At 55.1% G+C, this 23,221-nt stretch carries 14 protein-coding genes; 13 read left to right on the top strand and 1 reads right to left on the bottom strand.

Features of this window, described 5'->3' with window-relative positions:
• Window positions 1-7 precede the first annotated feature (7 nt).
• The 11 genes from A3850_RS06605 (at window position 8) to A3850_RS06655 (ending at window position 21,412) form a co-directional block, all read left to right on the top strand.
• Window positions 8-5,308, top strand: a complete 5,301-nt coding sequence (locus tag A3850_RS06605; RefSeq protein ID WP_068215085.1) for a hypothetical protein — start codon at window positions 8-10, stop codon at window positions 5,306-5,308.
• Window positions 5,309-5,324: 16 nt separating this feature from the next.
• A complete protein-coding gene (locus A3850_RS06610; RefSeq protein ID WP_197494001.1) occupies window positions 5,325-7,847 on the top strand; it encodes a hypothetical protein in 2,523 nt (840 codons plus the stop codon).
• A gap of 31 nt (window positions 7,848-7,878) precedes the next feature.
• On the top strand, window positions 7,879-8,589 hold the full coding sequence (locus tag A3850_RS06615) for a hypothetical protein (protein WP_068215087.1): 711 nt from the start codon (window positions 7,879-7,881) through the stop codon (window positions 8,587-8,589).
• Window positions 8,586-9,263, top strand: a complete 678-nt coding sequence (locus A3850_RS06620) for a hypothetical protein (RefSeq protein WP_068215088.1) — start codon at window positions 8,586-8,588, stop codon at window positions 9,261-9,263. Before A3850_RS06615 ends, A3850_RS06620 begins: the two co-directional genes overlap by 4 nt.
• A 68-nt stretch (window positions 9,264-9,331) precedes the next feature.
• Window positions 9,332-12,895 carry a hypothetical protein gene (locus A3850_RS06625; RefSeq protein ID WP_068215089.1) on the top strand — a complete coding sequence of 1,188 codons (3,564 nt, stop codon included), beginning with the start codon at window positions 9,332-9,334 and terminating at the stop codon, window positions 12,893-12,895.
• A 2-nt stretch (window positions 12,896-12,897) separates the two neighbouring features.
• Entirely contained in the window at window positions 12,898-15,003 is a 2,106-nt protein-coding gene (locus A3850_RS06630) for a fibronectin type III domain-containing protein (protein WP_068215090.1), read from the top strand.
• Window positions 15,004-15,058: 55 nt separating this feature from the next.
• Window positions 15,059-16,792 (top strand): hypothetical protein, encoded by a 1,734-nt coding sequence (locus A3850_RS06635; protein ID WP_068215091.1) that lies wholly within the window; start codon window positions 15,059-15,061, stop codon window positions 16,790-16,792.
• A gap of 141 nt (window positions 16,793-16,933) precedes the next feature.
• Window positions 16,934-17,950 carry a Gfo/Idh/MocA family protein gene (locus tag A3850_RS06640; protein ID WP_068215092.1) on the top strand — a complete coding sequence of 339 codons (1,017 nt, stop codon included), beginning with the start codon at window positions 16,934-16,936 and terminating at the stop codon, window positions 17,948-17,950.
• A 55-nt stretch (window positions 17,951-18,005) separates the two neighbouring features.
• Complete coding sequence (locus tag A3850_RS06645; protein ID WP_068215093.1) at window positions 18,006-18,857, top strand: hypothetical protein; 852 nt, start codon at window positions 18,006-18,008, stop codon at window positions 18,855-18,857.
• 4 nt (window positions 18,858-18,861) lie between these two features.
• Complete coding sequence (locus A3850_RS06650) at window positions 18,862-20,325, top strand: sugar transferase (protein ID WP_231915289.1); 1,464 nt, start codon at window positions 18,862-18,864, stop codon at window positions 20,323-20,325.
• Window positions 20,326-20,467: 142 nt separating this feature from the next.
• The gene (locus A3850_RS06655; RefSeq protein WP_068215094.1) at window positions 20,468-21,412 is read left to right on the top strand and encodes a hypothetical protein; all 945 of its coding nucleotides are present in this window, start codon (window positions 20,468-20,470) and stop codon (window positions 21,410-21,412) included.
• Between the two features lie 11 nt (window positions 21,413-21,423).
• Here A3850_RS06655 and A3850_RS06660 read toward each other — a convergent pair whose 3' ends face one another.
• Window positions 21,424-21,720 carry a hypothetical protein gene (locus A3850_RS06660; RefSeq protein WP_068215095.1) on the bottom strand — a complete coding sequence of 99 codons (297 nt, stop codon included), beginning with the start codon at window positions 21,718-21,720 and terminating at the stop codon, window positions 21,424-21,426.
• Window positions 21,721-21,879: 159 nt separating this feature from the next.
• On the opposite strand from A3850_RS06660, the gene A3850_RS06665 reads away from it, so the two are divergent.
• Both A3850_RS06665 and A3850_RS06670 read left to right on the top strand, forming a co-directional pair.
• The gene (locus A3850_RS06665) at window positions 21,880-22,254 is read left to right on the top strand and encodes a hypothetical protein (protein WP_068215096.1); all 375 of its coding nucleotides are present in this window, start codon (window positions 21,880-21,882) and stop codon (window positions 22,252-22,254) included.
• 56 nt (window positions 22,255-22,310) lie between these two features.
• Entirely contained in the window at window positions 22,311-23,006 is a 696-nt protein-coding gene (locus A3850_RS06670; RefSeq protein WP_068215097.1) for a hypothetical protein, read from the top strand.
• The last annotated feature ends 215 nt before the right edge of the window (window positions 23,007-23,221 follow it).

Consider the following 23,221-nt stretch of genomic DNA (forward strand, 5'->3'; position numbering starts at 1 on the left):
ACGACCGATGAAGACGACTCTACAACAATACCTGCGGGTAGTCGCCCTGTTCGTGCTTATCCTGAGCAGTTCGGCAGCGGCGGTAGCCCAGAATTTCCCGGTCCGGGCTTCGGTCACAATCGTGAACCCTAGCCCCTACCTGGAAGACTACGGCCGCGATGGCAACGTTCTCGTCATCCTGACGCTCGTGGACGACCGCGACGTGTACGACGGTCTACTCCGGCTCAGTATTGCCGGCAATGGCTATACGGCCACGACGCGGATGGAACAATTCAGCCGACCCATCCGACTGCGGCGGGGGCAACCCTTGATCCTACGCGGACCGCAACTTGCGCCCTACTTCAGTTTAGCGAACCTTCAGGTAACGGGATCGGGCATCGACAATACCCTCGCCAACGGTGGAGCGTTGCCCGACGGACCGATCATGATCACGGCGGAGTTCTTTGACGTCAATCGTTTTTCGGACGCGCCGGTCTCCAACACGGCCATGGCGACGCGCTTCATCCAGCAGAATTACCCGCCGGAACTCGTCCTGCCCTTCGGTGAGCAACTGACGAGCCAGGTCGTGAACTTCGCCTGGAACCCCCGCCACTTACCCCAACCGGGGAAGGACGTCTACTTCCTGGAGATCTGGGAAAAGCAGTACGGGCTCACCTACGATCAGGTTGCACTGAGCACTCCGCCGGTGCGGCCGGCGATCCGGACGGCCGTGCCCCGCTACGTATTCACCAATTACGACGCGCGGCTGCAGGAAGGCCGGGAGTATATCTACCGAATTCGGGTGGCGGACGTAATGAGCAACCGCCGCTTCATCAACGGTGGCTACAGTGCATTTGGGGAATTCAGTATTGCCTATCCCCCTGGCCGGGACAACGAAAGCACTGAAGGTTGCCCCAACGCCAGCCGCCTCTTCGCCCAGAGTTTGGGCGACGGCCGTGGAATCGTCACCTGGACGGTTGACGAACCCGAAAGGGCCGAAAGCTACCGCGTACGGGTCCGGGATTTCGACAGCAAAGAATGGACGGAGTACCTCAAGATCGACCTGCGGACCGATGAGCAGCCATTAGAAAACCTGGCGTTGGACACGAAGTACGAGGTGGAATTCTGCGTCATGTGCCCCGACAAGGTCACCCAGTGCCGTATCACTACGTTCACGACGGACCCGCTGGATTGTGGCCCCGTCATCGTACCCACCACCACGCCAGTGGCGGAAACCGAAATGCTACTCACCTGGCAGCGCAATGATGCCGTAACCGGTTACGAGATTGAATGGACGCCATTAACCGTCAATTCTACCGGAGGCAAACCCGGTAGCCAGGAAGAAGGCGGGAGAGCACCAAGCCGGGGAGAATCGAACGGCGATTTTGCTCCCGGCGGTAAGGGTGGCGCAGTTGCCTCCACTAACTACGGCACCCCACGGGCGGATAGCCTCATCCTGCAAGCGGGGGCCTCCGATGCGATGATGACCGGCCTCGTACCCGGCACCCAGTACGACGTAAGTTTCTGCAAGATATGTGAAGACGGCAGCCGGGAGTGTTATTCCTGGATTCTGGATTTCCAGGGCGTTAACGATGCTTGTTTGGCGGACGTCGCCTTTACCTACACCGATAGCACGGCGACAACGCTGGACCTCGCCTGGCGTTACCAACGCGGCGCGGAAGCCCCTTCCGATAGCTTTGATTTGGTCTGGCAGGTATCGGATGAATCCTACGAGGCCGATACGGCCCGGGTGGCTTATTCCGCCGGCCGCTACCAGATTACGGGCTTGCTCTCCGGGCTCGTCTACAAAATCAAGGTGTGCGCCGAGTGCGTTACCAACCAACGGGTGTGTCGGGATCTGCGGCCCTTTGGTGGTTGCCCTTCCCTCTACGAACCAGAACTCGTGGCGGCCAACCAAACCCGCGTCCTGTTGGGCTACGGTACTGAGCTGGACAGCGTCCGCGCCGCCGATATCCGTTACCGCTCGGTGGTCTTCCCCTGGACGGTCAACATTAACTTCGATAGCCTCACCACCTTTGATGCGGCGGACTACCCCGTCGCGCCGGAGAGACTGGCTGAGACTAATCAGCTGATTCCTTACATGGTCTGGCAGGCCGAACTCCGTACGCGGTGTGCGGATACGATCTGGTCGAGCTGGTCGGCACCATTAGACTTCAGCCTGGCCTGTATGATCACTGACTCGCTGGACGTTAATGACCTGGGTGATACCTACGCCGTAATTACCAAGGACCCCGCCGCGAATGCGCTTTATTACCAATTTGAGTACCGATTGGCCGGAGGTAGCTGGGTGCGGGTAGATAGCCTAACCGCCCCTCGCCTGGCGCTCAATAATTTGAGCCGGGAGACGAACTACGAAGTCCGGATGCGCTACTGGTGTAGCCGCCTGGTGTGGAGTAATTGGTCGCCGGTCCTTCCCTTCCAGACCCTCCCCTACTGTGGGCCGCCGACCAACGACCGGGTGTCGGATATCACCCAAAACTCATACGCACTTGCCTTCAGTAAGGGTACGAACGCGATCGCAACTACCATCCACTATCGCGATGCCGCGGCCGTAACCGGGGAACTTACTGACCCGGGAATCAACGGCCGGGGCGGTGAAGATGCAGGTGGGCCACCCCGCACGAACACCGTGCAGGCGCCCAGCCCGTGGCGCCAGCAAACCGTGTTTGAGGATTCAACGATTTTGCAATACCTCACGCCAGGGACGCTACAGGAATACCGACTGAGCTCCGTTTGTGCCGTCAACGAAAGCGATACGATGGCTATTAAGGACGTCGAATTAGACTGTGTCATTCCTGAGATCTATGCGGATCAAATTGATAAGTTCTCCGCGCAGCTCACCAATTTGTCCAGTACTTCCATGCTGGGTCGGAACAGTTTCGAATACCGCAAACGTGGTGATACAACCTGGGTTGCTACGCGGACGCAGACCGGCCCCTTCTTTACCCTCCGTGGTTTGGAAGACTATACGGACTACGAGGCCCGTGGCTTCTCCGGTTGCCCCGGAGGCCAAATATCTGAGCCTTCAGCCCCCGTTTACTTCCGTACGTTGGTGGATTGCCGCGTGCCGACCGAGCTGGGCGTGACCAATTTGACCAACAACCGTATGAGCGTCCGCTGGGACGTTACCGGGACGGTTGAGCAGTGGGAGATCCTTATTCTGGAGGATGCGGGTATGACCAGGAGGGCCGCGACTTCCGCAAGCGAATTGACGACTGCCGGCGGCGATACCCCCGGTGGCACGGCGCCAACGAGTACCGCCCCTTCGGGTACGGCCCCGAGTAGCGCGCCCCCCAGAGACTCCTACCGGGGGTCGGGCTGGAAACGCTACCTGACGAGTAACCCTTACTTCACTTTCTATGGCCTCAACCCGGCGACGCGCTACATCGTGGTCGTTCGCGCCCGTTGCCCCAGCTTTGGTTGGACGGACTATTCGCCGGAACTGCAGGTACGGACCAACTGTGACCCGAAGGGCCCTGATAACCTGAACGTCACGCTGGCGTCCATCACGGAGACCTCGGCGACTCTGAACTGGGATGCGCTCCGTTCCTGCGCGCTCGATTATGAAGTGGAAGTCTCCGAATTCGTTGGGGTTCCCAACGCTCAGGCTACCTCCAGTTCCATGCTCGTACAGATGACCATGGCGGGTGGTGGTAGCCCCAACTCCGGGACGCCAACGGGGGCTACGGTGGCTACCAATACGTCCTCGAACCAAACACCCGCCGTGCTAAAAACGGAAACTACCGTTGGGACTTCCTACACAGTGACCGGCCTGAAGCCTAATACCCGCTATTCCTTCAGAGTACGACCCAATTTGGAGCACGGTGCCTTCCTTCCGGCCCAGCGTGGTTACACAATGGTACAGGATATGGGCGCTGCCGCGGGTGCGGAGGTAAAGGGGACGCCGGGCTACGGCTCGTACTCCCCCGCAAAGGAATTCCGTTCGGAAGAATGTAAGCCACCCGTGAACGTACGGATGTACCAGGCGTCGCGGAGTTCCATGGATCTATCCTGGGCGGAAAACCGTGGCCCAAACACCTACAAAGTAGACCTGCGGCCTTTGATCGACGGTGGCGTAATGACTTCCCAAACGGTAAATACGCCATACATCACCCTGGAGAACCTCACCCAAAACGTAGAGTACGAATACCGGGTATCCGAGGTCTGTAACGGTGGCGTGAACATTCGCCCCGGACGAAAAGACACGCTGATGGTAGGGCGGGTCTCCCGCAATAACGGGATGTACGTCTGTGGGATCAACAACAGTATCGACCTCACCAATCAGATTGCTCAGACCCAACTGCGTAGGGGGGATATCGTAAAAGCTTACGACTTTGACGTAAAGATCATGACGGCTACCAAAACCGGAGACCGGTGGACGGGAACCGGCGAGATCCAGGTGCCTTACTTCAACGCAGCCAAGGCTACCCTGACCTTTGATACCGTCTTCATCAATACGGATAACAAGATGGCGCTGGGCTACATGCTCGTAACGGGCTTCGGTATCGAGGTGCTCCCCCCCTGGGCGGACGAGTTGCTCGCCACCTCCATGCAGATGTTGAGTAACATTGATACGATGCTGCAGAACCAGCAGGTGGGGCAGCTGGATAGCATCATGCTCTGCTGTTCCGAATACCTGCCCATTGCACTGCAGGACAGCATTCAGGCCGTCATTGATTGTTACGACGATAACCCTACTGACCCGGCGGCGGCGGGCTGTACGGCCCGGCTGGATTCACTGATGGTGTACATCAACGATGCGTTGAATGACGTCAGCCAGAATATGGATACGATGATCATCGAAGCGGCGGCCATGGAAATCATCCGGGAAGCGGCGGATAGTCTGGCGCAGATTCACGCCTCGATACTGGCAGATACAACGGTGGCCTACGATGCCGCGGTGGCTTCCTTCGGCCAACGCTTCCAAACGCTGCCGCCGCCAAATCAGCAGCGGAATTACTTGAATGATGCCATAGTCGTCCCCGTGCCTCCGGCGTCCGGTAATAACAGTAGCAATTCCATGAACTCTTACGGGGCGGACGTCCAGGAAGTCAGGCGCCTGGCGGTGAGTCGCGTCCATCAGGAGTTGTACGTGAATTCGAGCCGGAAACTTCCCCAGCAGACCCGCTTACGGGAGTATGCCCGGGTGAATCGCGCCGGAGATGCGGACGTATTCCAGGTGATCCGGGATGCCGTTGAGCAGAGTTGGTTCGATACGGCCAATCCCCGCTCCTACGACCGGTCGGCGCTGCGGGAGCAGGCGGCTACATTACTTAAGGCTAAATACAATTTCTTGTCCTATGATTAGCAGGTACCAACTACTGTTGCTGGCCCTGGCAATCCTGGTGGCCCCCAGCCTCTACGGGCAGACGCAGACGCAGGTCCGCGCGCTGAACGGCACGAATTTCGTTTCCGCCAGCGCACTTGCAGCAAACGAGACGAAGCTGGCCAGTTTGCTGCCGACGGATGACGTACGCATCACTTTTGCGACGAATTACATTTCGATCAAGGATCGGTACAATACCTACTCCAACAACGCACTGCTGGATTTCGCGGAGATTCCCTACGGGCAGATTGAACCACTCAACCAACAGGAGATCAATGATGCGCTGAATAATACCATCGCCCACGCCCTCAATACGGCGGTGGGGGTGACGAGTAAGACCATTCACGTCGTTTACGCTACCCTCGTCAGCCCCAACCGGCAGGGGCAGGGGGAAGTGACGGTGCGCAAGTACTTCTCCATCGGGCCGGATGCGAAGTCCCGGACGAAGGGGATCGTCAAACAGATCAAACCCGCCCCGGATGCGAACCCGCAGTGGGGCACGCCGCTGGGCGACCAATGGTTGGATGATTATGTGGATGAGATTGTCAATGCGGTTAATGATCCTACTTACGTTGTGAACGGTTCGGTCCGGTACGACAATGAGGTTTATTACGCGGGGGATACGCTTTTTTACTTTCATCGGCCGGATGAGTTGCTGACCGGTAGTGTGAGTAGCAGTGAGACCATCGAGTTACTCATTAATTCAAACTATCAGGTAAGCCGGGTTGGTTGGTCGGAAACGGCTGCCAATACTGGCATACAACCACTGCTGGGAAATGGAGCTGCGACATCGGCACTAACTAACTTGACTTTAGATGCCAGCCAATTTGGAAGCGAGGTTTGGCTCACAGCCAATTACGGAGATGAAACGGGCGATTTCATTTTTATCCCCGTCAACCTGCGTATGGAACTCCTGAATACGGACGTGGTGCAAGAGTCCGTCCCACCCGATAACGTAGTTACCCTTACGAATAATGGAATGCCTTTTGCTGGTTACAGTGGCTTTGATTTAAAGATCACGGCTTACAAACCGGGCAATGGTGGTGCACTGAACAGTTATCACTTTGACCAGACGTACACGAATGGCCAATCCCCCGTTGCGAGTATTGGCTACGGTGGCGTTTGCGAGAATATAAAGTACGAGGGGAAGCTGTACCGGGGTTCGCGGCAGGCGATCAACCGGCGGAGTTTTACGCAGCGGGTGAAGTGTCCGTTTGACCTAGAGGAACTACGACTAGTTGGCATGAGTATTGATGGGAATACGAGACTCGATGATCGTGCCGGATTTACTTTCAAGGATCGAGTCGGAGATGCATTTGACCTTTCTAATGACACACTGTACGTGGTTTCTGATTCCGACACGCTTGATCGATCAGTAACTGTTAGAATGAACTATTTTGGAGATAACCCTACCCCGGATGAATTCTGGGGAGAATTAAACAGTCGACCTGGAGATCAGGGAGCCGAAGGGATATGGGACTTTGGGTCGCCAAATATGGCGGGTCTTTCAATCAGCGAACAAAATTATCACCATAGTAATGACTTCACGCTTTCAATGACGGAGCCGGCTTATGCAGCTGATAGGTCTCGGTCATCAACAACAGGTTCGGGTGGGTATGTCCTTAATGGTGTGAGTGCAACTAGGCCGTTGAACCACGGGGAAGTTGAAGCGAAAGTATATCCAATAAGTTTAACTGCCTTCGATCAAACGGCGACGACTCATTTGGCTCTGATACGTAAGCATAAATCTGAAGAGAAGTTTGAACCTGGCTTACTTTCTGCATTGCCTCCAAATCATAAGTTTTACCAGGAAGCACCAGTGTTTACCACAATGGTTACATTAGTTACCACCTTTCAAAATGATATTGGGCATCTGCTAGATAATTTTGCAATTGCTGCCACTAAAAAAAGGGAAATTGAAGATATGTTTGCTCTGAAATCAGGGATAACTTACAATTATAGTCAGTTAGAAGATCCTAACAGCAGGGGTTATAAGGATTGGAGGAAACGCGAATACGAGGCAAAAGTAGAATTTACCCTGCCTGCCATACCTATTCCAACGCCAAGAATTCCATTATGGGTTGGCGAGATAGGAGCGGAGATAGTGCCAAGTGGTGACATCTTCATAAAGTCTGAATTCCAGGACTTGAAGCAATACAATGTTAATAATTGGAACCGCAAGAGGACAGGTTTTGCTGCTGGATATAATTTTTATATTCAACTTGATGCGGGGTTTAAAATGGAAGATCAATATAAAGATGATTTTACCGTAGAGGCATTTGGATCCGCTAAAGTGGGGGCAGGGTATGAATACGGAATCTCGTTTAACGGAGGTTCTGGACAAGCCGGCAGCTTTGTCACCGTGGACTTTATACTGCAACCTTTGGAACTATCCGTTAATCTAAAACTTGCTGGTGGAAATCGAACGGGAGGCTATAACTGGACAGTAATCGACGCAACGTACACCTACAATGTCTGGAATGCGAAACGTCTCAATATTATGACCTTTACCCTTCCGTAACAAGGTTTTAAATTTCAATAATAATTATCCTATGCGCTATTCTTTACTGCTCGCTTTGATGGTTCTAAGTACTTGGACTTATGCACAGGAGGTTGCCGTAGATTCAACTCAAATTCCTGACTTAAGAAATATAGAAAGGCAAATTGCTTATGCGTTTTATCCCGACAACTCTATTGTCAATCGTTCAAATTCGTTGGTAGTAGACGATAGATTTCCTGAATCAATTATCCATAGGATGAGAGTAGCTGCAAACGATCGAATAGAAGCGCAGTTGCAGGAGAATCCGGAATCTTACCAAGAAAAAGGGAAGACTCATTACGCCAACATTAATGCTGCAGGAGATGAAGACCTGGCATTTAGGTTGCTATGTAGAGTGGACTTTACAGAAGGAAATGACCAGTATACGGTAATCAAATATAGAATTGAGGACTACAGTTCCCAGTCATCTCTTGTAGCAGTAACTAGATTGAAAAAAGTTGATGGTAGATGGGTAATAAGTTCAACACCAACACTATCTCAGGTTAGCCTAGTCCTTCTTCAATTTAAAACGGAATTTCTAAAGGAGGCGTTTGCTACGAATAACTTTACTGAGCTGATTGCTGACATTGCCCCCAACTTTGAAAATTCGAAAGGTAGCGTAGCATTTAGCTTTCCTAATTTAATCGACTTGTTTTACTATGCTGATAGTAATGGTGGAACGGCAGCCTTTCCTTTCTTGAATAATATTGTCACGAAATTATGATGAAGCAATTATTTATGGTGCTGGTTTTGCTGTCGTCAAACTTTTTGATCGCGCAAGTTAATTACAGTCAACTTGAGATGAAGGAAAAGACGGTTATAGACTACACTATTGAGAGATATGATTGGACCATTTATCGTTCTCTTACTCCTGAAGGCACGGTTTATGGAGTGACACCGGACTCTTTGCGGAATGAATTCCTTGGAATCGACCAGTATGTCAATCCTATCAATGCGACATTTTCGACGAATGAAGATTCTTATTCTGCCGAATTTGTGAAGGAAGCCTACGCACTACCATCCGATAGCTGTTACGTGCAGTATGCATTGTACGACCGTGATAAAAATGAGGGTGCATTACGAATCATGTTCAATGGGTCTGCAACAACTGCAGATTTTCTGGCACTAGGATTTTCAAAAGTTAACGGAAATATTCAAGTCACTGGCTTTTTGTCACCAGGCACGTCCTTTTTGAGTTTTGTCAAATATCTGAGCCCCTCAGGCATATACGCGGTAACTAATATGAAGGATTTGCGCGAGTTACAGATGGAGCAAGCAATAGAGTGCACTGACCTGAAGGTCGCTTACATGCTGAAGTTAGATTGTTTAGCTCAATCTATTTTATCTAAGGAGAAAGGTGAAATCAATTCTATTGTCCAAAAACTCAATTCAAAGTAAGACATATGATTGAGACTTACCACTTCTTGAGTTGGATCGAAGCAATGAGATCAATATTGAAATCAGTATTGCTTCTTTTTGTACTGGTATGCTGTATTGGTACCCCCACCTCCCTCCAAGCCCAAACCGCCGACTCCATAGCCCGCGACCAAATCGCCCTGGAGCAAGCCAACGCCAACCTCGCCCAAATACAAAAGGCGCGCAATGCGATCGCTAAGGCCATGTCCGTCGGGAAGTTTATCCAGAAGTTGGATAGCCTGGCTTTTATCGAATTCCCCGTCGTGCTCGCCGATACGATTGGCAATGTGCCAGTCCACATCATGTTTGACGACCTGCGGCTCTACCCGGAATACGCCCAACTGGAAGTCATCGTCGGCATGCAACTCCCCCAGCGGAAGGTCTCCGCTCAGGCCGGGGCCACCATCAGCCAGCCAGCGACCGGACCCGACGGGGAACCCAACGCACCCATTTCGGATTACGTCGAACTCTTTTTCGGCACCCCCGATCTGAAGTTCTCCCACGACGGTGGCGTCCTCGGCGAAGCCACCATTGCCCTTTACTCGGACGTGCCCATCGGGACGGACGACCCCTCCAAGTTCGGACTCACTCTGAAGGGATTCAGTGGCGTTAAAAAACAGGGAGAATCCATCGACGGCGGTACCTACGTGACCATCGACTGTGACGGGTTCGTGGAAATGGGCGTCGAGGCCGACGTCATGTTCAGCCGCGACTGGATCGTGCCCGTCACCCCCACCGATCAGGTGATCCCCACCGGGCGGGTAGCCGGCAACATTAAGACCCAACTTACGGATTGGAATAATTTCCTCGTCGAGGTGAGCCTCCCGAACTTCGCGCTGGCGGACGATACGGACTGGGTCTTCAACCTCAACGCGGCGGTCTTCGACTTCAGCGATTTCCGCAACAGCACCAGTATGTCCTTCCCGGATGGGTACGTGGCCAACTACCTGCCCCCCGGAAACGTGAACCTCTGGCGCGGCGTCTACATCAAGGAGCTGGACGTTGCCTTCCCTAACCAATTAAATAAGTCTTGCGCGGGGACATCCAGCCTGGACCGCGCTACCCCCAGTGGGCTGCTCCTCGATCAGTACGGAACTTATACGATGGGGGAGAAGCCCATTGAATTGGGCGAGGACCTGGCACCGCTGGCCTACGCGGAACCTTCCACCGAGTTGGCTAACGTCCGTGGCCCCGCTCCCGCCGAACCCCTTTACGTCGATGGCAACCAACCCGTACTCGGTCCGGTCCTTCCGGAATTGGAACATACCGAAGGAACCACTAACCCGGCACCCGCGGCAGCGCCCTTATTGGCCGCAAATGCGGAGGAGAACGCGACTTTTGAATTAGATATACCCGATTTCAAGCGGCAGTACGAGGAAAGCCTCGCCCCCGCCTGCCGCACCAGAGTTGGCGTGAAAGGATTATTGATTGATGCCCAGGGCGTATCCGGAAAATTCTACGCCGATAATGTATTGGACCTCGGCGATGGCGCCCAGATGGACAGCTGGGGCTTTACCATCGCCCACGCCGAGTTGGAATTACTGACGAATGACGTCATCGATTTTCAGTTCAACGGGCAGATACGAATCCCAGTCGCGAAAGGGAACGAAACGCTGGCTTACTCCGCCTACCACAATGTGCCGAGCCAGACCTGGAACATCACGGCAACTGCGGAATCGGACATGACTTTCCCCGTACTAAAAATGGCCTCCGTCAGTATCGATTCGGCCACCTACATCGACGTGACCGTGACGCCGACAACCTTCGAACCGAAGGCCGTCATCTACGCCAGGGCCGCCATTAAAGCAAAGCAGGGCAGTGGCAACCCGGACGGAGACGACGGCAATGAGCCCAAAGAATCACTGACCGTACACGCCGCCGAGGTGAACGTACAGGGCTTGATGCTAGCCACCAAGGGCCGAAAATTTGGCCTGGAGCAGGATGGCTATATCAGTTTTATTACTCAGCCGACGCTGGCAAAATTCCCCATTGGGATTGATTCAGTGGTACTGCGCAACGCCCCAAATAACGAATTTGAATTGCGCGTTGCCGTGCAGATTTCCCTGATGGGGCAACAGGGTAATGGATTGGCGGCAAAGTCTGATTTCTCCATATTTAGTGAGATAGTAACTAATCAGGGCCGCGACAAAATTGAATTCCGCCGAATACTCGTCAATCGTATCGACGTAAACATGCAGTTCACGGGCTTCTCGATGCAGGGCCACGTGCTGTTCCTACGCGATGACCCTGTCTACGGTGATGGTTTTCAGGGGGGATTATTGATTAAGGTCGGAGAAGCCGCTAACCCAACGATCGAAGTATCCCTCAACGCCATGTTCGGCAAGGTGCCAGATAGTAACGGTAACCCTTATAATTATTGGTTCGTGGAGGGTATGGTGAGTGGCTCGGCCATCAATATTCCCGTTATCCCCGGTATTTTATTTATTGACGGATTTGGTGGCGGCGCCTATTACCATATGCGGATGGCGTCGGTCACGCCAAACGTGGTCAATCGCAGGGACCAGATGAACGGGGCTACACCTTCCACGGGTGGTGCCGGCGTCACCAATTCCGGGGTGACGTACGTGCCAGACGCTAATATCGCGCTTGGCCTCAAAGCAACGCTATCTCTGCGTTCCGCCCCCGGCGCCAAACTATACAGCGGCGTGGTTACGGTGGAGGTAGTATTTAGTAATACGGCCCTCCAGAACATAATGATTTACGGGCAGGTGGACATCATGCCTGCTTTCGCCAGCCAAGCCGGTGCGGTGGGCTTTAAGGTGGCTGCTCTAGAAATGTCCAAAGAAGAAAAGCAAGCAGAGACTAAAGCGGCTATCAAAAATAATCCTGGAGCCATTGGCCTGGCCTTCTACATTTCAATGGATTTCAGCAACGGTTTCATCCTGAAAGGCGCCTTTGATGCCCACATGGATTTGGCGAATAGTACCATCAAAGGGCAGGGCACGACGGATATTCTTTATAATAGCACAAATGGGAAATGGCATCTCTACGTCGGCGGCTATGAAGGTGGCTCCATGACGTCCGCCACGGGTGCGCCACTCCATCCGGTTTCGGTTACCCTCAACCTCGGTTCGGGCCTTAACGCCTGGGCAAAAGCCTACTTCCTTACCGGTAACGATATCCCCGGCGCACCACCAGTTCCGCACGACGTTGCCAGTTATTTTAATATCGGAACAAATACCAATAACCGGGGTAGTCTGAGCGGCAAAGCGGCTCAGGGGACGGGTTTTGCGCTTGGCGCAAGCATCGGTCTGCGTGTCTATAAAGATGACGGCTGGTTCGGTGTCGACGCTAATTTCCGTACCGGATTTGATATTAGTCTATTAAAATATCCGGAGGGTAGTTATTGCAGTAATACCTCAAATTACAATGCTCCTCACGGTGCCAAATACTGGCGCGCCACCGGTCGCTTCTATCTCATGCTGTGGGCCAAAGCCCGGCTCTTCGGGGTCTGGACGCCCAAGATCAACGCCGGTGTTTACATCGACGCGGATATTCCCAATCCGTCCCGCCTGCGGGTCAAGGGCAAATTCCAGGGCATTTGGCTCCCCAGTGTAAAATTGGGCAGCCGTTGCGGAACCGTATATCTATAAATATGCCACATTTAATTTCATATTGCCTTCGGGTAGCCATCCTGTGCCTCCTCCCCGCTTTCAGTTGGGCGCAGAACGCGGGTGCGGGGTTGGGGACGACAGGTACCGCCGGCTACGACCTGTACAGCAAGGTGGAGGACGGCGTCCTCTACACCCGGTGGGAACCCCGAACGCTCAGCGAATTACGGCACGCCTCCAAGGGCATGACCGTAACTGTCTACGCCGTATCCGGCCCCCGCCGCAGGCCAACCAGCCGCGTCGTGGAAACCAAAAAAATGGAACCAATCCCCTTCGCCGAATGGTCGCAGGACCTATTGGACCAGTGGGATACCGTCGCCCTGGCCACCACCATCCCCGAGCAAATGCCGGACGCCTTCCGCCAGCAGACGCCCTACGCCGATGAGATCCGCGCCCAGTTCGACTCCGCCAAAAGTTGGATCGTCCCCTACTTCCACACGACGGCACTGCAGTCCAGTTGGAAACGGATCGATTACGCCGGGATGGGCTACGCCCGAACGCTCGACCCCAATGTTTGGGCTTACGGCATCAAGGTCTACCCTACCTCCACCGGGGATACCCTTTACCTGGATATCGACGTCGAGAACTACGTCGAACCCGAACTCCCAAAACTGGGCGTCACCTGGGGCGACCGCCAGGCCAAGGTGAAGTGGCGGACGCTCGAATACCGGCCCTACTATTACGGTTACCGCCTCCAACGGTCCGTGGCCGGTGGCCCGTTTGAGGATGTGGCCGAGGATGCCTACGTCAACGTCCTCGATACGATGGCCATGGACAGTACCGAGGATAATCTGTACGTGATCGACGTGCTGGATATCCCCAATAATCAGGATTCCATTGTTTTCCGCCTCACGGGGTACGACCACCTCGGCGGTGAATCCGACGGCTACCGGGAGGCCCGGGGGAAGGGTTTGTCCGACATTGAAGTGAGCCCGGGTTTTACCCGTTCGGAACAAACGGATAGTAACTACGCCATCCTGGCCTGGCGCTTTCCTGAAGAGCAACTGCCCTTCGTAAAGGAGTTTCGCATCCTACACAGCCCCACCCAGGGTAAGGATTACGAGATTGCGATGAACTCCATCCCCGCCGAGGATACCGTGACAACGATTGCCTTCCCCATGGCTTTTGACGCTAATTACTACCGGATCCAGGCCGTCTCCTACAGCGGTCGGGAAGCCACGAGTTTTGAAGCCCTCGTGATGTCCTGGGACGATACGCCTCCGGACATGCCGACCAATTTTGCTGGCTTTGTGGATAGTCTGGGTGTTTCCCACCTCACCTGGGAAACGACGGACGAACCGGACCTGGATGGCTACTACCTCTTTAAGGGATATTACCGCGACGGCGAATTGCAACGACAGAACCAAGATGCCTTCCCCGGCCCCGCCGTCCTGGATACCACGCCGCTTACTCAGGCGAACGATTCCGTTTACTACCAACTGCGGGCGGTGGATTACCGGGGGAATACCTCTGATTTTACGCCGATCCTGGCGCTGAAGAAACCGGATAAATTCCCACCGGCACCACCCCGCTTCATTGATGCGGACAACGATGGTAAGGCCATCAGCTTAAAGTGGGTCCCCAGCCCCGCCGAGGACGCCGAAAGCTACGTCCTCTACCGCCGGGAGTACGACGTAGAGCCCGACTGGACGCCGGTCCTGGAGTGGACAGAAGCCAAATTCCGCCGTACCTACCGCGATAGCCTCGTGGAGCCTGGCCGGACCTACGAATACACCATGCTCGTAACGGATGATGATGGGCTCGTTTCAGACTACCCGCTTTCCGCCGTCGTGAAGGTGAAGGACTATGGCCTACGGCCTCCCATCGAAACCCTGCGGGCGACGGCGAGCGCAGAGAACAAGTCCGTTCTAATTGAATGGACCTACGGCTCCACGCCACGGGAATACCACATTTATAAAGGGGTGGACGACCAACCAGTCAGCCTCCTCAAAGTCGTTGCGGGAGACCTCAATGAGTTCGTGGATACCGATGCCCGCAAGGCCGGGACCTACCGCTATTTGATGAAGGCCGTCTTCCCGGGCGGAAAGGTTTCCCCCTACACCGAGGAGGTGGCCGTACTGCAGGAGTAATGATTAATAATTAGCGCAGGATTAATTAGCGCAGCGTTGATAAAGGATTTTCACCATGAGCAGATTATTTGTTTTAGTACTGGTATGTTTTTCCTTCTCCCTCGCCGGTCAGGACGTGGAGGGCTTTTTTGGTGATATCCGTAAGCGCATTCAGAATAAGGAGTACTTCAAAATATCGGGCAGCGCCAGTGCACGGGCCGGCCTCAACTTCTTCGACGACCGGGGGAGCGGCGCACCGCAGCGGAACCAGAATTCCAATTACGGATTCAATGCCGGATTAAACCTGGACTTTCTGGGTATTAAGGCACCCTTCACCGCGGCCTTCTCGAATGGCAACGCGCTGTATAATCTGCCCTCCTACGGCTTTGCCGGCCTGAGCCCGAGTTACAAGTGGATCACCCTCCACGCTGGCGACCGGAGCATGAATTTCTCTCCCTACAGCCTCTCCGGCGTCAACTTCCGGGGTGGGGGCTTTGAGCTGAAGCCCGGTAAGTTTGAGATCTCGGGCATGATGGGTAAACTGCGCCGGGCCCGCATCGAGGACGCTGGCAGCATCCAGGACATTGAGACGGCCTACCGCCGGGTGGGGCAGGGCCTCAAGGTGGGTTTCAATAATGAGGGGACGAAAGTATCGGCTTCCCTCTTCGCCTCCAGCGACCGGCTTACCCTGGACGAAGAGGACCTCGACCCCCAACTCAACGCCAGCCCGGAACGCAACATGGTGCTTACCCTGTCCGGAGAGCAAAAGATCAGCAAACTGCTCAAGGTGAGTGGGGAGTGGGCGCGGTCCGTCCTGACGCGGGACGAGAACGCGCTGGATTTAGATGACCCGACGGGGCAAACCCGACTCTTCGGTCTATTCGATCCGAACGCCACCACTACGGCGGCGGACGCCTATAATGTTGCCGTCACCCTCTCCCCCTCCTTCGGGGACCTGAACCTCCGCTACGAGCGGGTGGAGCCGGAGTACAGCACGCACGGTAGCCTTTTCTTCCAGAACGACCTGGAGAACATCACGACCGGCATTACGGCCCCCCTCTTCGATAATAAGGTGACGCTGACGGCTAACGTCGGTTTGCAGCGCAATGACCTGGATAACTCCGCCGCAGCCAACAACCGCCGCTTCATCGGTTCCCTGAACGCGAACTACACGGCTAGTGACCGGCTCAACCTCAACGCCAGTTTCTCCAACTTCACGACGACGAATCGGCACAAGGCCATCGCCGTCAATAACCTGCTGGTGGATAGCGTCGTCATCGCCCAAACCCAGCAAAGCGTGGATCTCACGGCATCCTATTTATTAGATGCGTTGGGAGAAAATGTCCTCATCGCTTCGGGAAGCTACCAGCGGGCCGCCCTCATCCGCGACGAGGAGGTGGATCAGGATCAGCTCAGTAATTTCTCCATGCTGATGCTCTCCTACGCCCGGCAGAAGCAGGAAGCGCGGGGTAGTCTGACCGGCACCTTACTCTTCCACCGCAACGCGACGCCCGATCTTAACATCACGACCGTCGGCCCCAACGTCGGGTATAACCTGCAGGTACTGGGGGAGGATGGTTCCGTAGGCATCAACGCCGGCTACCAGATCGCCTTCACGACTTTCCTGGACCAACCCGGTTTAGAGAGTAGTAGCGATGGCGTACTGCAGTCCGGCCTCAACTTCTCCTACCAGATTACTGAGAAGCAGACGGTGAACGCGATGGCCTCCTTCATCAACGCCGGCGGGAGCGAGGCTCGGCCCGGGTACAGTGACGTGCAGCTGGGCATTAATTACGGGTTCAGTTTTTAGCCGTCCGGTGCGTCCTGCCTTACCCATTTCTTGGTGCCTGCGGCAGCGCCCGTATTTAAGTAGCGAGTTGCAAGTAGCGAGTTGCAAGTACTTGACACTCGCTACTCGTTACTCGCAACTCGACACGCGTATCTTTACCCCATGCTAAAAATGGGACTCATCGGCGTCGGCCACCTCGGGAAGATTCACCTTAAGTGTATTCGCCTGGCGAAAGCGCATTACGACCTCGTTGGTTTTTACGATACGGACGAGGATAACGCCCGCGCCGTAGCCCGCGAATTCAACGTGCACCGCTTCGCAACCGTGGAGGAACTGATTGCGGCCGTGGACGTGGTGGACGTCGTAACACCCACGCCCACCCACTTCGCGACCGTCAAATTGGCGCTGCAGGGTGGTTGCCACGTCTTCGTGGAAAAACCCCTCACCGAGACGCTGGAAGAAGCCCTCGAACTCATCGAACTGGCCCGGAAGGCCGGGAAACTGGTGCAGGTTGGCCACGTGGAACGCTTTAACCCGGCGCTGCTGTCCCTCGGGGACCTGAAGGTGAAACCCTACTTTATCGAGGCCCACCGCCTGGCCATGTTCAACCCCCGAGGGGTGGACGTGAGCGTGGTGCTCGACCTCATGATTCACGACCTGGACATCATTCTGAAACTGGCCGACGACGAAGTGACCGACGTGCGCGCGAGCGGCGTGGCCGTCGTGAGTGATAAGCCGGACATCGTTAACGCCCGCGTAGAATTTAAGGGCGGTGCCGTGGCGAACTTGACGGCCTCCCGCATCAGCCTGAAAAACATGCGGAAGGTCCGCCTCTTCCAACCGGACGCCTACATCAGCCTGGACCTGTTGGAGAAGGAAAGCCAGATTGTGCGGTTGTACGACCCGGGCGCCAGCAACATTCCCGAGGCCGGGCAGCAATTCCCGCTCGATACGCCGAAGGGGCAACGCATCATCCACGTGGACCAACCGGATAGCGGGCCGATCAACGCCATTCAGATGGAATTGGAGAGCCTGGCCATCAGCATCAAGGAGGGCAAACCCGCCGCCGTGAGTATCGAGGACGGCTACCGCGCCCTGGAGCTGGCCCATCGCATCTCCGCCGCCGTAGCGGACAACCAAAGTCGGCTGCCGGACCAAGCCCCGGGCAACGTTAGTTAGCGTTTGTTCGTCTATATCAGGTCCGTTTATCGCTGAGCCCTACCACCTTTACTGAATGAAATTTACCCAATACGTCATCCTGAGCGCGCTGTCGCTCTTCCTCGCCACCGCTTGTACGGAGGATCTGGAAATGGCCCCCACCTTCGTGTTGGTGGAAGATTTTAATCTGGTAACCCCCAATCTGGAGGGCTCGACGAGTAACATCACCGAAGTGTGGGCCTTCGCCGATAACCAGTTCGTTGGTGCCTTCTCCTTGCCGGCCCGAATTCCCGTCTTTTCGGCCGGGGAAACGGAGGTGCGTTTGCAACCGGGCGTTCGCCGCAATGGTGTTAGCACTACGCCGGACCCCTACGAGTTCTACGCTCCAGCGGTGCGTACGCTAGATCTGATCCCTGGCGAGACGGTCGATCTGGGAACACTGACGGTAGGTTACCGCCAGGACGTCCAGTTTGGCTTCATCGAAAACTTTGAGCCCCAGAGCGACCGCGTATTCGTCAACCGGATTGCCGGTACGCAGGATTTGATGGCCCAGTCGGAGGTCGTCCGTTCCGGCGATGCTTCCGGCCGCTTCGTGCTTACGGAGGACCAGCCGCTGTTCGAGCTGTCCTCCAACGTGAACCTGAAAAACCTCTTTGCCGTGCGGCCCTACGTATGGTTGGAGGTGGACTTTCGTTCCGAGGCACCCATTGGCTGGGGCGTCATCGGTCGCCGTAACGGTGGCGAGGTGCGGCCCTTCGACCCGACTTCCTCCCCCCGTGATGAGTGGACGAAGATCTACTTCGACATGACCCAGATCGTGGCGGCTTCTCAGTTGGACGAGTTCGAGGTGTACCTCACCAGTATCCTGCCGGCCGGCGAGGAGGATGCCGTCGTCCACATCGATAACATTCGCTTACTCTACTTCTAGGCTGATGGATGTCGCCCTGCAACATACCCTCGAAAAGATGGGGCCGGATACGGCTAGTATCCGCCGCCAGGACCGCCGTGTCTACGTCGCCTTCGATTTTTTTGCGGCCTGGGTGGCGTGGTCGGTCTTTTACTGGGTGCGCAATTCCAAGGAGGGTAAGGGTAGTGCCATCGAAACCTTGCTGGCGGACGCTAATTTCTGGATCAGCGGACTGGCCATCGCTTTCGGCTGGCTCCTGGCTTACGCCATTTTTGACCAGTACCGGGATATCTACCGCCAGAGTCGCTTGCGGGTATTGCTGGAGACCTTTGGGATCTCCCTGGTGGGGGTAGTGGTCCTGTTTTTTGCCGTGTTGCTGGACGATGCGGGCGATCTCCACGATTACTACCAGAATCCCATCATCCTGTTTTCGGTCCACTTTAGCCTGACGGCGTTTATCCGCATGGTTTTACTTACGCGGGCTAGCCGCAAACTAAAGGAAGGGGTGGTGACCTTTAATACCCTGATCGTCGGTGGGTCCAAGGCCGCCGCTCAGCTGTACAAGGAGCTTACGGGGGCGAAGAAGCATTCCGGAAACCGCTTCATCGGCTTCGTCGACGCGGAGAAAAAGCACCCCTCACTGTTGCGCCAACAGCTGCCCCAGTTAGGCAAGATGACGGATCTCGCCCGGGTCATTGAAGAGCACAACGTGGAGGAAGTCATCGTTGCCATCGAGACAAGCCAGCACAACCGGCTGCGGGAACTTATGAACGTGCTGTTTGACTTCGAGGACCGCCTGCTCGTCAAGGTCATCCCCGATATGTACGACATCATGCTCGGTACCGTGAAGATGGACCAGGTTTTCGGCGCCATTCTCATCGAGGTCAAACGAGAGATGATGCCGCGTTGGCAACGTCTCGTCAAGCGGGTCATTGATTTGCTGACGTCCGCTTTCATGTTGCTGTTGCTCTTCCCGCTCCTGGTGTACGTGGCCATCCGCGTGCGGCTCTCGAGCACCGGCCCGATCTTCTACCAGCAGGAGCGTATTGGCCTGAACGGCCGCCCGTTCAACATCATCAAATTCCGCTCCATGTACACGAATGCGGAAGAGGCCGGGCCCCAACTTTCCAGCGACCACGACAATCGTTGCACCCCCTGGGGCGGCGTCATGCGCAAGTGGCGGCTCGATGAGTTACCCCAATTCTGGAACGTGTTGCGCGGGGAAATGTCCCTCGTCGGCCCCCGCCCGGAGCGGCAGTACTTCATCGACAAAATCAGCGCCCGCGCGCCCCACTACCGACACCTGCTGAAGGTTCGCCCCGGCATCACCAGTTGGGGCCAGGTGAAATACGGCTACGCCAGCAACGTTGATGAAATGATCCAGCGCCTCAAATTCGACATCCTCTACATCGAAAACCGCTCGCTGGCCCTCGACTTCAAGATCCTCTTCTACACCGTCGTCGTCCTATTGCAAGGAAAGGGTAAGTAAGCGAACTCGCAACTCGCCACTCGATACTCGCCACTTGCAACTAAGAAACGGGCGCTGCCGCAGGTGCAAAGCAAGTAGGCAAGCAGGCGAAGGGATAACTGGATAACCGAAACGCTTACCTTTACGCCAACAACCAACCGCAATGAATAAGAAGACGCTTACCATCCTGGCCATCATCCTGGCGCTACTTTTCCTGGGCAGTCTCATTTGGGGCATCAGCCGAAACGGCGCCGCAACGGAATTGGAGATGAAGAACCAGTCCATGTCCGGCGAAGTAGCTCAGTTGGAGACCCTGCGCAAGAACCTCGAAGCGCAGGTAGATAGTATCAGCGTCGCTTACGAAGCCGCCGCAGCGGACAACGCTGAACTAAAAGGATCCTTAGCGAGTGCACAGGCCACGGCCAACTCCGCCCTCGCCCGGATGCGGACGGCCCAGCAGAAATCCCTCAATGATACCGACGTCGCCTACAAGATGCGCCTCCAGATTGAGGACCTCATCAATACCCGTGCCTTCCTGGAAACCAACCTGGCCGAGTTACAGGCGGAAAACCAAACCCTGCGCAAGGAGAACGTGACCCTACGCCAGGACCTTTCCAAAACCAAGACTGCCGTTTACCAAGCGGAGAAAACGGCTAAGAACCTGGAATCCATGAACGCTACCATGGAGCGTAACATTGAAGCGCTGTCCCTCGGCGCCTTCAAGGCTACCGCCATTCAGGTCGACCTCCTAAAGGGAAGTAAAGGGGCTAAGGTGACGGCTAACGCCAGCCGCGTACGCCGCCTCGCCGTCAGTTTCGACCTCACCGACGTGCCGGAGAAATACCTCGGCGTCCGCCCGATCTACCTGGTACTGACGGATCAGTCCGGCACTCCGGTTATCTCGGATAACCCCGTTCGCGCCAAAGCCACCGTCAATGGTTCGGAGATGGACATCATGGCGCTCGAAGGCCGCGACGTAAACGTAGAGCGGAGCCAACGGCTCAGTTTCACCCACGAGCTGGACGACAAACTCGCTGCCGGTGTATACCGCGCTCAGATCTTCACTGATGTAGGTTTCCTCGGTGCGGCTAGCGTAAAGCTGCGGTAAGCTAAAAGAGCTTAACCGCTCAGTACCTCAAGGATTTCTTCCAGAAAATAACCGGTCGTGAACAGCGCGATCAGGATGGCGAAGGTCCATACCCATTTGGCCCGTTCCCGCTTTTGTTCCCTGGCTGCCTCTTCCCGAAATCGAGCTACCACCTCGGGCGGGGCGGATGGAATATTGCTACCCTCCTTTCTGGCGTGAAAGGCGTACCCCTGCTCCTTTTTATCGAAAATTCCCTTGCCGTGGCGCCGTAGCCTGCCGTTGCCACGTAGGCTGTTGTTGGCATGGCTCATACTTCCTTCTCCGCCCATGATGCTGTAGTTTGGTGAGCTGTTAAAGTAGGTTCGGCGGTAACCGGAGCTCAGCTTTCTCGACGAAACAAAGAGTAGAAGCGACGAATCTTTTCTGTGATTAACGAACAAATTGTTTTGCGATTACGATTTACTAACAAATCATAAAGCAAAGCAACTATGCAAGTTCAGGTTAACGAATCTCCCCGCCTTAAAGATGGCCGCCACGTAGTCACCATCACCGAAGTAACGGATGGCCGCAGCGAGTACAAAGACATCCCCTTCTTTTCCGCTCGGATGGAAAACGAGGAGGGTTTTGTTGAACAGCGCTTCTACAATAGCGAACCCAGCAAGCCGATCCTGGCCGAATTGATGGCCGCCGTCGGTATCGAAGGGGAGGCCCTCAACAGTGAGGATCTAGTGGGGAAATCCCTCAGCGTCGAAGTTGGAGAACGCTCCTACGCTGATCCGGAAACGGGAAATGAAAAAACCATCACCGAAGCGAGCAACTTTGAGGCGGTTGGGGAAGCGGATACTTCGTCGGTGACTGCGTAGTCAGCAGCGTAATCACTTCTTATCTCAAAGTGGCGGGTAAGTAAGACCTTTATGCGATGAGATATAGCATACTACTGGTTTTCCTATTGCTACTGAGCTGCCAAGAAGATCGCTCGTCGGCCACTGCCGCGGAAGGGACAACGGTGGAGGTAGCAAACCCTAATTCTAAGGATGACGACCGCACTATTTACCGCGACTTTAATCGGGATGGTACCCCTGATCGCCTGGAGATCGTGGATAACCCTAACCGGGATACGGACGGTTTCGGTATGGCCCGCGACTTGGTCGTCTATACATTGATGGATGGTGCGGAAGGGGAATGGTACCGCTCCACCACAGCCATTCTTCCCGCAAAGGCGGGCGGAATGATGGGTGATCCCTTCCAGGGCGTGGCCTACGACGATGCTCGCCGAACCATTATCATCCGCCACCACGGAGGCAGCCGGCAACGTTGGAATTACGAGCACCGCTTCCGTTACCGTCACGGAGAATTTGAACTCATCAACGCAACGGTCGACTACGGAACCCCCTGTTTGGATAATGAGCACCTCGAATACGTGCTCTCAACGGGCGAGGCGATCTACGAAAGATCAACCTTGGCCTGCGACGCCGGGGAGCCGAGCGGAGATCCCGTCGTAACGGACCGCAAGGGTACGATGGCGGAATTGGACGCTCTACCCGCCCTGCGATCGTTTACGCCCGGGGAAAATGAAATGGTCTTTCCGGAAGGTAATCAGACGCTCTACTATTGAAGCCCCTTTGATTTAATCGTTTGGCACCACTGGACGGGCGGTGAATTTTTACGACGGAGGAGTTAACATTGAGGTAACATTGGGAGGAAGTGTTTATCTTCGTTGGGAACCCAAGAGTGCGGGTGGATTATTTAGCTTTTCGTTTTTCATAATCTCAACAACCTGACTACTTTTGAAAACTTCTTCAACTACCGCCCCTCCCCCCGGGCGAACTG

It is taken from the genome of Lewinella sp. 4G2, assembly GCF_001625015.1.
Lineage (GTDB): Bacteria > Bacteroidota > Bacteroidia > Chitinophagales > Saprospiraceae > Neolewinella.

Bases quoted from the DNA above. Each gene is read 5' to 3' on its own strand.
- A3850_RS06650 (WP_231915289.1), top strand. From the start codon at position 18,862: ATGGATGTCGCCCTGCAACATACCCTCGAAAAGATGGGGCCGGATACG.
- A3850_RS06665 (WP_068215096.1), top strand. From the start codon at position 21,880: ATGCAAGTTCAGGTTAACGAATCTCCCCGCCTTAAAGATGGCCGCCAC.
- A3850_RS06670 (WP_068215097.1), top strand. From the start codon at position 22,311: ATGAGATATAGCATACTACTGGTTTTCCTATTGCTACTGAGCTGCCAA.
- A3850_RS06655 (WP_068215094.1), top strand. From the start codon at position 20,468: ATGAATAAGAAGACGCTTACCATCCTGGCCATCATCCTGGCGCTACTT.
- A3850_RS06605 (WP_068215085.1), top strand. From the start codon at position 8: ATGAAGACGACTCTACAACAATACCTGCGGGTAGTCGCCCTGTTCGTG.
- A3850_RS06660 (WP_068215095.1), bottom strand. From the start codon at position 21,720: ATGGGCGGAGAAGGAAGTATGAGCCATGCCAACAACAGCCTACGTGGC.
- A3850_RS06630 (WP_068215090.1), top strand. From the start codon at position 12,898: ATGCCACATTTAATTTCATATTGCCTTCGGGTAGCCATCCTGTGCCTC.
- A3850_RS06635 (WP_068215091.1), top strand. From the start codon at position 15,059: ATGAGCAGATTATTTGTTTTAGTACTGGTATGTTTTTCCTTCTCCCTC.
- A3850_RS06640 (WP_068215092.1), top strand. From the start codon at position 16,934: ATGCTAAAAATGGGACTCATCGGCGTCGGCCACCTCGGGAAGATTCAC.
- A3850_RS06645 (WP_068215093.1), top strand. From the start codon at position 18,006: ATGAAATTTACCCAATACGTCATCCTGAGCGCGCTGTCGCTCTTCCTC.
- A3850_RS06620 (WP_068215088.1), top strand. From the start codon at position 8,586: ATGATGAAGCAATTATTTATGGTGCTGGTTTTGCTGTCGTCAAACTTT.
- A3850_RS06615 (WP_068215087.1), top strand. From the start codon at position 7,879: ATGCGCTATTCTTTACTGCTCGCTTTGATGGTTCTAAGTACTTGGACT.